At 61.6% G+C, this 12,248-nt stretch carries 8 protein-coding genes; 7 read left to right on the top strand and 1 reads right to left on the bottom strand.

The genetic code is table 11. The annotated features are described in order from the left end of the window. Positions 1 to 96: 96 nt before the first annotated feature. The gene (ffh, locus tag ACNAZA_RS08595; protein WP_415796118.1) at positions 97 to 1,485 is read right to left on the bottom strand and encodes a signal recognition particle protein; all 1,389 of its coding nucleotides are present in this window, start codon (positions 1,483 to 1,485) and stop codon (positions 97 to 99) included. A gap of 425 nt (positions 1,486 to 1,910) precedes the next feature. Here ffh and ACNAZA_RS08590 point away from each other — a divergent pair, with 425 nt between their 5' ends. The 7 genes from ACNAZA_RS08590 to ACNAZA_RS08560 all read left to right on the top strand — a co-directional run bounded on the left by ACNAZA_RS08590 (position 1,911) and on the right by ACNAZA_RS08560 (position 11,733). Then, positions 1,911 to 2,723 carry a cytochrome C assembly family protein gene (locus ACNAZA_RS08590; RefSeq protein WP_415796117.1) on the top strand — a complete coding sequence of 271 codons (813 nt, stop codon included), beginning with the start codon at positions 1,911 to 1,913 and terminating at the stop codon, positions 2,721 to 2,723. Next, complete coding sequence (locus ACNAZA_RS08585; RefSeq protein WP_415796115.1) at positions 2,720 to 2,956, top strand: PP0621 family protein; 237 nt, start codon at positions 2,720 to 2,722, stop codon at positions 2,954 to 2,956. Before ACNAZA_RS08590 ends, ACNAZA_RS08585 begins: the two co-directional genes overlap by 4 nt. Before the next feature lie 38 nt (positions 2,957 to 2,994). Then, positions 2,995 to 4,737, top strand: coding sequence for a sensor histidine kinase (locus ACNAZA_RS08580; RefSeq protein ID WP_415796389.1), 1,743 nt, complete (start codon positions 2,995 to 2,997; stop codon positions 4,735 to 4,737). 47 nt (positions 4,738 to 4,784) lie between these two features. After that, on the top strand, positions 4,785 to 6,308 hold the full coding sequence (locus ACNAZA_RS08575) for a sigma-54-dependent transcriptional regulator (protein WP_415796388.1): 1,524 nt from the start codon (positions 4,785 to 4,787) through the stop codon (positions 6,306 to 6,308). Beyond that, entirely contained in the window at positions 6,289 to 6,894 is a 606-nt protein-coding gene (ampD, locus tag ACNAZA_RS08570) for a 1,6-anhydro-N-acetylmuramyl-L-alanine amidase AmpD (protein WP_415796113.1), read from the top strand. The genes ACNAZA_RS08575 and ampD overlap by 20 nt, the downstream gene beginning before the upstream one ends. A 622-nt stretch (positions 6,895 to 7,516) precedes the next feature. After that, positions 7,517 to 10,432, top strand: a complete 2,916-nt coding sequence (locus tag ACNAZA_RS08565; protein WP_415796112.1) for a ribonucleoside-diphosphate reductase subunit alpha — start codon at positions 7,517 to 7,519, stop codon at positions 10,430 to 10,432. Between the two features lie 209 nt (positions 10,433 to 10,641). Beyond that, complete coding sequence (locus ACNAZA_RS08560; protein WP_415796111.1) at positions 10,642 to 11,733, top strand: ribonucleotide-diphosphate reductase subunit beta; 1,092 nt, start codon at positions 10,642 to 10,644, stop codon at positions 11,731 to 11,733. The last annotated feature ends 515 nt before the right edge of the window (positions 11,734 to 12,248 follow it).

The raw sequence follows: 12,248 nt of genomic DNA, 5'->3' as shown, positions 1-12,248 counted from the left end.
AAGCGAGAGACGCCGAGCAAGAGCCGCCTTGCGGCGATGGCGTCGTCCCCTTCCGCGAAGCAGAGAGGAGGAAGGCGCGCAGCGCCTCAGGGGGAGTTAAAAGGGCAACTTTGGCATGCCGCCGCCCATCATGCCTTTCATGCCCTTCATTCCGCCCATCTTCTTCATCATCTTCATTAGACCGCCGCCCTTGAACTTCTTCATCATGGTCTGCATTTGCTCGAATTCCTTGAGCAGGCGGTTGACTTCCTGCACCTGCACGCCGGCGCCGTCGGCAATGCGCTTCTTGCGTGTGGCCTTGATGAGGGCCGGGTGCTTGCGCTCCTTGAGCGTCATGGAGCAGATGATGCCTTCCTTGCGCTTGATCTCGCGCTCGGCCTTGTCCATGTCCACGGCACCGGCCTTGCCCGCCAGCTCGGCCGGCAGCTTGTCCATCAGGGTGGACAGGCCGCCCATGGACTTCATCTGCTGCAGCTGGGCCAGGAAGTCGTTGAGGTCAAAGCCATCGCCGCTCTTGAGCTTCTCGGCCATCTTCTGCGCGGCTTCCATGTCCACGCCCTTGGTGACCTGCTCGACCAGGGCCACGATGTCGCCCATGCCCAGCACGCGCTGTGCGTGGCGGTCGGCATCGAAGACTTCCAGACCGTCGAGCTTTTCCGAGACACCGGCAAACTTGATGGGCGCACCCGTGATCTGGCGCACCGACAGGGCCGCACCACCGCGCGAGTCACCGTCGAGCTTGGTCAGCACGATGCCGGTCAGCGGCAGCGCTTCTTTGAAGGCCTTGGCCGTGTTGATCGCATCCTGACCCTGCATGGCATCGACCACGAACAGGGTTTCGACGGGCTTCAAGGTAGCGTGCAAGTCCTTGATTTCTGCCATCAGCAATTCGTCGATGGCCAGACGGCCGGCCGTATCGACCAGCAGCACGTCAAAGAAATGACGTTTTGCGTAATCGAGGGCGGCCACGGCAATATCACGCGGCTTCTGGTCGGGCGTAGACGGGAACCATTCGGCTCCGGCCTGGGCCGTCACGGTCTTGAGCTGCTCGATAGCGGCCGGGCGATACACGTCGCCCGAGACCGTCAGCACCTTCTTCTTGCGCTTTTCGATCAGATGCTTGGCCAGCTTGGCGGTGGTCGTCGTTTTACCGGCACCCTGCAGACCGGCCATCAGGATGACGGCGGGCGGCTGGGCGTTGAGGTTGATGTCGGCCACGCCCTCGCCCATGGTGGCAGCGAGTTCCTTGTTGACGATGGACACCAGCACCTGGCCGGGCTGCAGCGAGCTGATGACTTCCTGGCCCAGGGCCTTTTCCTTGACGCGGGCAATGAAGTCGCGCACCACGGGCAGGGCCACGTCGGCCTCCAGCAAGGCCATGCGCACTTCGCGCAGCATGTCTTGCACATTGGATTCGGTGATGCGGGCCTGGCCACGCATCTCCTTGACGAGTCGCGAGAGTTTGTCGGTCAGTGCGGAGGCCATAAGCAGAAGTGTTCTGAAGTTGTAGACGGTGCTGCCGCCTTTGGGTGAGTCCCGGAAGACTCGAGGTCGGGCGGCTTGGGCCGCAATCAGCATTGCTGGCAGGAAAAGCAGTGCCTGCCCGCCCGAAGCACTCCATTTTACCAACTGCCCTGCTTCTCAGTGGTCTGCCCTTGCAAAGTAGGCGCTTTCATCGGTGCAAGGGTCACCATGGCCGGCAGCAAGCCCGTCAAGCGGGTGTAGCCGTGCCGCCAGAATGCGGCCGAAATCGGCCTTCCCCACAAAGCCTTCTGCACAAGGCCAAATCCCAGAGACGCAGCCGTGTGCGGGCCCCACACCCAGACAGCAAGCTCGTCATTGAAAAATCAGTCCTCGCCTGGCCCGCACACAAAAGGCGACTATGAGTCCTCGCAGCTATCATAGAAAGCATGCTCTCCATGCCTTATTCTGCAGCCAGCACCAGTCTTTCCGCCTGGGCTCTGGCGCTCGCCGCAGCCCTTGCCTATGCGATTCCAGCGCTGGCCTCCCAACGGATTCGGGAAACAGTGGCCAGACTGAGCCTGCGCGTGGCCTGGGCTCTGCACGGTTTGGCGCTGGCCTGGGGTCTGCTGGCGCAGGAACCGCACTTCGGCTTTGCCCCGGCACTGTCCATCACCGCCTGGCTGGTGCTCACGGTCTATGTGGTGGAGCAGCAGCTGTACCCGCAGCTACGCTCGCGCTGGCCGCTTTCCTTGCTGGGCAGCATCGCGGTGCTGCTCACGGTTTTATTCCCCGGTAAGCCCTTGCATGTGGATGCATCGCCCTGGCTGCCCTTGCACCTGGCTTTGGGCATTGCTTCCTATGGCCTGTTTGCCGCCGCCGTGGTGCATGCGGCCCTGATGAACCGGGCGGAGCGCAATATGCGCCAAGGTGGCGACCATGACAGCGGCCTGCCGTTGCTGACCCTGGAGCGCCTGACTTTCCGCTTCGTCAGCGCGGGCTTTGCGGTTCTTACGGCCACGCTAGCGGCAGGCTGGCTGTTTGGCGAACAGCTGTACGGCAAGGCCTGGGTGTGGAATCACAAATCCGTGTTTTCGCTGCTGTCCTGGATCACGTTTGCCGTGCTGCTGTTCGGGCGCAAGCGCTTTGGCTGGCGCGGCCAAAGTGCGGTGCGCGTGCTGTATGCCGGCGCGCTCTTGCTGCTGCTGGCCTATGTGGGCTCACGCTTTGTGATTGAAGTACTGCTGGGGCGTGGCGCATGAAATTCCTGCTGGTTCTCCTGGTCATCGTCGTGGCGGTCGGCATCTGGCGCAGCAAGCGTCGCAAGGCGCAGATGGAGCGCCCCCAGCCCGCCGCCGGGCGCAAGCTGGCTGCGCCGCAGGACATGGTGGAGTGCGCCCACTGCGGAGTGCACCTGCCGCGCGCCGAGGCGCTGACCGAAAAAAGCCGTTTTTACTGCAGCGCCGAACACCAGGCGCAGGCGGCCCGTCGCTGATGGAGCAACCTTCATCCCAGTCGCCATGGGCCCAAACCATGATTCCGCTGGATGTCTCGATTACGCGGCAGGCCGATGCCAGCCTCAATGCGCCCTTTATCCGCATCTGGCAAGCCTTTCTGAGCGGCCGCGTGCTGCTGGCCACAGCCCTGGTCCTGCTTCAGGCCCTGAGCACTCAGCTGCAAGCCACGGCCAGTCCCCTGGTCTGGCTGGTGTGCCTGGGCTATCTCGCGCTGACCGTGGTGATGCGCTGGGCCGCAGCGCGCAACCTGCCCGCGCCTACGGCCGGCCTGCAGTGGCTACCCGTCATAGGCGTGGATATTGCGGCGGTTTTCTTGCTGCAGATTCTGCAATCGAGCAACCTCAACTACATGGCGCTGCTCGCCATCCCGATTCTGATTGCATCGGCCCTGGGCAGCATGCTGCTGGCCATGGGCACGGCCGCCAGCGTCACGCTGCTCTTGCTGGCCATGGTTTCATGGCTGCATGCCAGTCAGGGCAGCGATGCCACCCAGGCCTACTACCAGACGGCCTTCACCTGCGCCGGCTATTTCGGCATGGCCTATCTCACGCAGGATCTCTCGCGCCGCGTGCGCCGCGAACGGGCAGCCGCCCTGCACAGTCGTCTGCGCACGCAGACACAGGAGCAGGTCAACGCCCTGGTCATCAGCAACCTGTCTGACGGCGTGCTGGTCGTCGATCAAAGCCTGCGCGTACAGCAAGCCAATCCGGCAGCGTTGCGGTTGCTGAGCCTGCTGCCCTCCCATCCGCCCAGCTTTTCGCTGCAGACCCAAACCGCCTGGGAACCGCTGATGGATGCCGTGCAACTGAGTTTTGCCCAGAACAGTCCTCTCACGGCCACGGTGCATCTGCAGGCCACGCCCCAGCAGGGGCGCACCGGCCTGCACCTGCGCACACGCATTACCGAAGTGATGGCCAGCGATGCCGAATCCGCAGACTCGCTGTGCGTGGTGTTTCTCCATGATTTGCGAGAGATGGAAGCCCAGCTGCGCACCGAAAAGCTGGCCTCCATGGGCCGCATGTCGGCCGCGGTCGCCCACGAGATTCGCAACCCTCTGGCCGCCATCGTCCAAGCCAATGCCTTGCTGGCGGAAGACCTGGCCGGCCAGCCAGGGGCGCAGCAGCTGTGCAACATCGTCAATCAGAATGCCGAGCGGCTCAACCGCATTGCAGAGGAAATCCTGAATATTGCCCGCGTGCAGCAGGAAGATGCTCTGGCCCAGACCCCGCCGCTGGCGCTGGATCGCCATGCGGCGCAGACTTGCCGCGAATGGCAAAGCCAGGCCTCGCAGCAACCTCTGCTGCAGCTCCATCTGGCTGCCCCCGCGCAGGTCGTGAACTTTGACGAGGAGCATCTGCGCCGTGTGCTGGTCAATTTGCTGGACAATGCCCAACGCCACCGCAGCCATGCGCAGCAGGCACACAGCCTGCAAATTGTCAGCGGGCATGGCGTCAGCGCCTTCATCCCTGCCACGGCAGAGCAAAGCTGGCTGCAGGTCTGGAGCGATGGCGCACCGCTTGAGAGCAGCGTGCTGCGGCATTTGTTCGAACCGTTCTTCTCTTCCCAGAGCCGCTCCAGCGGCCTGGGCCTTTATATCTGCCGTGAGCTGTGCCAGCGCTACGGTGCCACCATCAGCTATCAGCGACTACCCCGGCCCACACCGCAAGGCATGCAGGAAGGCAATGCCTTCACCGTGGTATTCAGCAGCAGCGTAGGGCCTGCCAATGCGCAGTCCCTGTTCGATTTGATTGTGGTCTAAGCCCTGTGACCTCTATTTCCACCACCTCTGCCAGCGCATCGATTCTTGTGGTCGATGACGAACCTGATTTGCGCACTCTGTACGAGCTGACCTTGCTGAGGGAAGGTTACCGTGTGGAAACCGCCGCCTGCGTGCAGGAAGCACGCGAGCAGCTGCAGTCGCGCCGCTTCGATGTGCTGATCTCCGACATGCGCCTGCCTGACGGCAGCGGCATGGAGCTGCTGCTGGAGCTGCGTGAACAGCAGCGCCGCGAACGCTGCATCGTCATCACCGCCTACGGCTCGGCCGAAAACGCGGTGGAAGCGCTGCGCGCCGGTGCATTTGACTACCTGACCAAACCGGTGGATCTGCGCCAGTTTCGCCAGGTCGTGGCCTCGGCCGTGCAAGGCATTGGCGCCGTACCGCCGCCGGGTGCCGCCCCTGCCGCCACAAACACGACCAATACCGGCACTGTCGCTGGCGGCGATGCACTGCTGGCGCTGGTCGGCTCCTCGGCACTGATGCAGTCCGTCAAGCAACGCATTGCCAAGGTGGCCAAGGGCATGGCTCCCGTGCTGATTCACGGGGAATCGGGTACCGGCAAGGAACTGGCGGCCCAGGCCTTGCATGCCTGCAGCCAACGCAGCCAGGGCCCCTTGATTGCCGTGAACTGCGGCGCCATTCCTGAGAACCTGCTGGAGGCCGAATTCTTTGGCGCCCGCAAAGGCTCTTATACCGGCGCCACCCAGGACAGACCAGGCTACTTTCAGGCCGGCCAGGGCGGCACCCTGTTTCTCGATGAAATTGGCGATCTTCCGCTGGCCATGCAGGCCAAGTTGCTGCGCGCCATACAGGAGCGCAAGGTTCGCCCTCTGGGCAGCACCCAGGAGGAGGCGGTGGACGTGCGCATCGTCAGCGCCACCCACCGCGATCTGGCTGCCGATGTGCAAAGCGGGCGCTTTCGCCAGGATTTGTACTACCGGCTCAATGTGATCGAGATTGCGCTGCCGCCGCTGCGCGAGCGCCGCGAAGACCTGCCGGCCCTGTGCCGCACTTTGCTGACGCGGCTGGCCCGCGAATCCCAGATGCCCGAGCCCGAGCTGGATGCCACCAGCCTGGCCCAGATCGCCCAGCTTCCCTTACCAGGCAATGTACGCGAACTGGAGAACGTGCTGCACCGCGCCATTGCCCTGGGCGACGAAGGGCCGCTGCGCATTCCCGAGCAAGCCCTGGCCTCTGCAGCGGCCGAAATGGCAACCTCTCCCGAGAAAAGCGGTACACAGCCAGCCGCCAACGGCTTTACCCCGCCGCCGCCTCCGGGCGTGGCCACGGCCACAACGCCTCCTGCTTCGCTTGAACCCGCATCCGACGAGCTGCCTGACGATCTGCAGTCGTGGCTGGACAACCAGGAGCGCGCTATTTTGGAGCGCGCCTTGCAGGACCACGGCTTCAACCGCACGGCCACGGCCGCCAAACTGGGCATCAGCCTGAGACAAATCCGCTACCGCATCGAGCGCCTGGGCATCAGCTTGCCCGGCGATGGCGTACGCGGCGACTCCGAAAGCCCGGACCATGACCGCAGCAATCCATAAGTCCTCGTCCGGCCGCTGGAAAAAAGGCTGGCTAGACACCGCTCGCCACCTGCCTTCACCCAACTACGGCTTGCGCCCGCCGGGGGCCGACATTGATCTGGTGGTGCTGCACTCGATCAGCCTGCCTCCCGGCCAGTACGGCACAGGCGCCGTGCAGCAGCTCTTCACCAACCAGCTTGACTGGGACGCCCACCCTTACTACCAGGGCATTCGCGGCCTGGAAGTGTCCTCGCACTTCTTTATCACCCGGCTTGGCGAGATCTGGCAGTTCGTCAGCTGCGACGACCGTGCCTGGCACGCAGGCGTCTCCCAATGGCGCGGGCGCGAGCGCTGCAACGACGACTCCATCGGCATAGAGCTGGAGGGCCTGGAAGGCCTGACGTTTGAAGCTGCGCAGTACGGGGCCCTGAATAGTCTGTGCCAGGCCATAGGCGCACACTATCCCGTGCGCCATATCGCCGGCCACGAGCACATAGCCCCGGGCCGCAAACAGGATCCGGGCAGCGGCTTTGACTGGCAGCGATTGCAGCAAAGCCTGCATGTGGGCCAAGCGACCAGCGCCTGGGAATTCCCCTCCCAGGTCTAGGCCCGCAGCATCAACAGGCCAGAAACACGGCCTGAACACGCAGTCGCGAAGCCAACAGCACTCTTGAATCAGGAGCACGTAACACTTTTATTTCTTTGGATTCAAGGTAAAGAAAGTCCAAACCTGTTTCATAACTTGCGCTTGCCGCTATCTTTTATGCATTCCAGCATGCCTGCCATGCGGGCGAACAGCTACTCGCCCTTAGCATGCTCTTCGCTTTACGGTCGGATTCACCGGCATTCTCCGTACTGTCAATAGCGTCTTGGCCTAGCCTGTCGCCTGATGCAAACACATGAATTTTTTACAAATTTTCCAGCCAGGCCGCCAAGCGCCGCAAAGCACGGAAATACGGGGGGTTGCAGCCGTAATTGGGTGCTCACCAGCGGCGTCGGAGTGCCATGAATCACGGTGATTTCAAGCATTCAGCCACCCTGTTCAATTCAACAGCGATACACTACCGGTAGTGTTTGAAAGCGCCTCAGACCCCATATCTAGTGTTTACAAGTTGTGCACACCCTGTGCAAACCATGTGTAAACCGAAGCGCTGATCCGTCTCCTTGAGGGCCTGCCACCTGTGCAGGCCGCTGCCTGCCTTATCCACATTTCGATCCAGAGGAAACTTATGCAAGAAGTGCTGAATCCCCTGTCTTCTGCCGCGCAAACTGGCGCCGCAAACGCATCCTTTGCGACTGCTGACAACTACCAAATCATTCGCCGCAACGGCGACGTAGTGCCTTTTGCCCCTCAGAAGATCGCCATCGCCCTGACCAAGGCCTTCCTGGCCGTGCGCGGGGCCCAGGGCGCTGCATCCGCCAGCGTGCGCGATACCGTCAATGAATTGACCGAAGCCGTGGTGCGCGCCCTGCTGCGCTCGCGCCCCGAAGGCGGCACCTTCCATATTGAAGACATTCAAGATCAGGTCGAACTGGGCCTGATGCGCGGTGGTCACCACGATGTGGCCCGCGCCTATGTGCTGTACCGTGATCGCCGCAACCAGGAACGTGCCGAGCAAAAGAAGGCTGCCGAAGCCGCCGCCATTGCCGCCGCCGCTCCCGCGCCCTCGCTGCATGTGATGGACAACGGCCAGCGCGTGCCCCTGGACCAGCAGCGCATGCTGGCACTGATCGAGTCGGCCTGCCGCAACCTCAATGCCGACATCCAGGCTGCCCCCATCGTCGCCGAGACGCTGCGCAACCTCTATGACGGCGTGCCCCTGGCCGAGGTGTACAAGGCTTCCATCCTCGCAGCCCGCACGCTGATCGAGAAAGACCCCGACTACACCTATGTCACCGCCCGCCTGCTGCTGCACACCATCGTGCGCGAAGTCATGGGCCGCGACGTGCAACCCGAGGAAATGCCAGCGGCCTATGCCGAGTACTTCCCCGGCTTTGTGCAAAACGGCGTGGACAACGAGCTGCTCAACCCCGAACTGCTCCAGTACGACCTGCCCCGCCTGGGCGCTGCCCTGAAGGCCGAGCGAGACCAGCAGTTCGACTACCTGGGTCTACAGACGCTGTATGACCGCTACTTCCTGCACGTACGCAAGACACGCATCGAGCTGCCCCAGTCCTTCTTCATGCGCGTGGCCATGGGCCTGGCGCTCAATGAACAGGATCGTAACGCCCGTGCTATCGAGTTCTATGAACTGCTGAGCTCTTTCGACTTCATGTCGTCCACGCCCACGCTGTTCAACAGCGGCACGCTGCGCTCGCAGCTGTCGAGCTGCTATCTGACCACCGTGCCAGACGACCTGGGCGGCATTTACGACGCCATCAAGGAAAACGCTCTGCTGTCCAAGTTTGCCGGCGGCCTGGGCAATGACTGGACGCGCGTGCGTTCTCTGGGTGCCCGCATCAAGGGCACCAACGGCGAATCGCAAGGCGTGGTCCCCTTCCTGAAGGTCGTCAACGACACGGCCGTGGCCGTGAACCAGGGCGGCAAGCGCAAGGGCGCCGTCTGCACCTATCTGGAATCGTGGCACCTGGACATCGAAGAATTCCTGGAACTGCGCAAGAACACCGGCGATGACCGCCGCCGCACCCACGACATGAACACGGCCAACTGGATTCCAGACCTGTTCATGAAGCGCGTGTTGGAAAAAGGCCAGTGGACCCTGTTCTCGCCTTCCGACGTTCCCGATCTGCACGACCTGTTCGGCGCCGAATTCGAAAAGGCTTACACCGCCTACGAAGCCAAGGCCGCCAAGGGCGAGCTCAAGCTGCACAAAACGGTTCCTGCCACCGACATGTGGCGCAAGATGCTCTCGATGCTGTTCGAGACCGGCCACCCCTGGATCACCTTCAAGGACCCTTGCAACATCCGCTCGCCCCAGCAGCACGTGGGCGTGGTTCACTCGTCCAATCTGTGCACCGAGATCACACTGAACACCAGCGACACCGAAACCGCGGTCTGCAACCTGGGCTCCGTGAATCTGGTTCAGCACATCAAGGACGGCAAACTCGACCATGACAAGCTGCGCAAGACCGTGACCACGGCCATGCGCATGCTCGACAACGTGATCGACATCAACTACTACGCCGTACAAAAGGCCAAGGACTCCAATCTGCGCCACCGCCCCGTGGGCCTGGGCCTGATGGGCTTCCAGGACTCGCTGTACGAAATGCGCACGGCCTATGCCAGCGACGGCGCTGTCGAGTTTGCCGACCAGGCCATGGAAGCGATCTGCTACTACGCCTACTGGGCTTCGACCGAGCTGTCCAAGGAGCGTGGCACTTATTCCACCTTCAAGGGCTCGCTGTGGGATCAGGGCATCCTGCCTCTGGACACCCTGAACCTGCTGGAAAAAGCCCGCGGCGGCTATGTGGAAGTGGACCGCTCGGCTCAGCTGGACTGGGATGCTCTGCGCGCCAAGATCTCCAAGGACGGCATGCGCAACAGCAACTGCGTGGCGATTGCGCCTACGGCCACCATCTCCAACATCGTGGGTGTGGATGCGTCGATCGAGCCTTCGTTCGGCAACCTTTCCGTGAAGTCCAACCTGTCCGGCGAATTCACCGTCATCAACCAGTATCTGGTGCGTGACCTGAAGCGCCTGGGTCTGTGGGATGACGTCATGGTCATGGACCTCAAGCACTTTGATGGCTCGCTGCGTGCCATCGACCGCGTGCCCGAAGAGATCAAGAGCCTGTACGCCACCGCGTTTGAAGTGGAACCCCAATGGCTGGTGGAAGCCGCTGCACGTCGCCAGAAGTGGATTGACCAGGCCCAGAGCCTGAACATCTACATGGCCGGCGCATCGGGCAAGAAGCTCAACGACACCTATATGCTGGCATGGCAGCGTGGTCTCAAGACCACCTACTATCTGCGCACCACCAGCGCGACCCAGATTGAAAAATCGACGGTTCAAAGCCGCACGCTGAACGCAGTGTCCTCCGCCGCTCCGGCTGCCGCGGCCCCCGCTGCCAAGCCAGCAGTGAGTGCACTGGAAGCCGCCGCTGCCGCTGCACGTGCCCAGGCTCCCGCCACGGACATCAAGTTCTGCGCGATTGACGACCCAGGCTGCGAAGCCTGCCAGTAACTGGCAACACCCCCTGAGGCGCTTAGGCGCCTTCCCCCTCTCTCGCTACGCGGGAGGGGGACGACACCCTCGGTGCGCGGCGGCGCTTCCTCGGTGTCTCTCGCTTTAGAGTGCGCCAATATTTGAGAGGCGCCGCTCCATCAATAAATGATTGAAAAGCTGGATGTCGATTGCAATGCACCCAGCTTTTTCCAATAAGGAATACCCAAATGCTGAGCTTTGACGACGACACCTTCGCCCCTTCCGCTGCCAGCGCCGAAGCCGGCGCGGCCACCAGCACCCACAAGCGCGTGAATGCCGCAGACAAGCGCATCATCAACGCCAAGACCGATGTGAACCAGCTGGTTCCGTTCAAGTACAAGTGGGCCTGGGAAAAGTATCTGGCCACCTGCGCCAACCACTGGATGCCCCAGGAAGTGAACATGACGCGCGACATCGCGTTGTGGAAGGACCCCAATGGTTTGACCGAAGACGAGCGCCGCATCGTCAAGCGCAACCTCGGCTTTTTCGTGACGGCCGACTCTCTGGCTGCCAACAACATCGTGCTGGGCACCTACCGCCACATCACCGCGCCTGAATGCCGCCAGTTCCTGCTGCGCCAGGCCTTTGAAGAAGCCATTCACACCCACGCCTACCAGTACATCGTGGAATCGCTGGGCCTGGATGAATCGGAAATCTTCAACGCCTACAACGAAGTCAAATCCATCCGCGACAAGGACGAGTTCCTGATCCCTTACATCGAGGCGATCATGGACCCCAACTTCCACACCGGCACCCCCGAAACCGACCAGACCCTGCTCAAGAGCCTGATTGTTTTTGCCTGCCTGATGGAAGGTCTGTTCTTCTACGTGGGCTTCACGCAAATTCTGGCCTTGGGTCGTCAGAACAAGATGACGGGTGCGGCCGAGCAGTACCAGTACATCCTGCGCGACGAATCCATGCACTGCAATTTCGGCATCGATTTGATCAACCAGCTCAAGCTCGAAAATCCGCACCTGTGGACTGCCGAGTTCAAGCAAGAAATCAATGCGCTGTTCCGCAAGGCCGTGGAGCTCGAATATCAGTACGCAGAAGACACCATGCCACGCGGCGTGCTCGGCATGAATGCGTCGATGTTCAAGGGCTATCTGCGCTACATCGCCAACCGCCGTGCCACACAAATTGGTTTGGAAGAACTCTTTCCTGGCGAAGAAAATCCCTTCCCCTGGATGAGCGAAATGATCGATTTGAAGAAAGAACGTAACTTCTTTGAGACACGAGTGATCGAGTATCAGACCGGAGGCGCACTTTCTTGGGATTAATTGCTTCTTAGCAGGCACAATGCGAGTCATGACTTGCTTCACTTCATTGCTACTAAAAATGCGTATTGAGGTTGAAGCGGATCCGTGTTCATTGCGATGCGTCACTCCACATCGCCTTGAATCGCTTCTCAGCTGAAAAGTTGCGAAGCGTTTTATGCAAATCAACTAAGGAGAAAATGATGGCAACTGCGAAGAAGACGGCCGCCAAGGCCACGACCGAGAAAAAAGTGTCTGTAAAAAAGGCGGCCGCGCCCAAGACTGAAGCCGTGAAGAAGGCTGCACCCGTGAAGGCCGCTGCGCCCAAGAAGGCTGCAACCAAGACCACGGCCGTCAAGGCCGCCGCGCCCAAGAAGGCTGCGACCAAGACTGTGGCCGCCAAGGCTGCTGCTCCTGCCCCCAAGAAGGCTGCAACCAAGACTGTGACTGCCAAGGCTGCTGCTCCTGCTCCTGCTCCCAAGAAGGCTGCGACCAAGNCTGTGNCCGCCAAGGCNGCTGCTCCTGCTCCTGCTCCCAAG

Origin of the sequence: Comamonas aquatilis (assembly GCF_965139575.1) — a bacterium.
In the GTDB taxonomy this organism is placed as follows: domain Bacteria; phylum Pseudomonadota; class Gammaproteobacteria; order Burkholderiales; family Burkholderiaceae_C; genus Comamonas; species Comamonas aquatilis.
The sequence above is the reverse complement of the archived record's forward strand: the minus strand, read 5'-3'. Positions and strand labels throughout refer to the sequence as shown.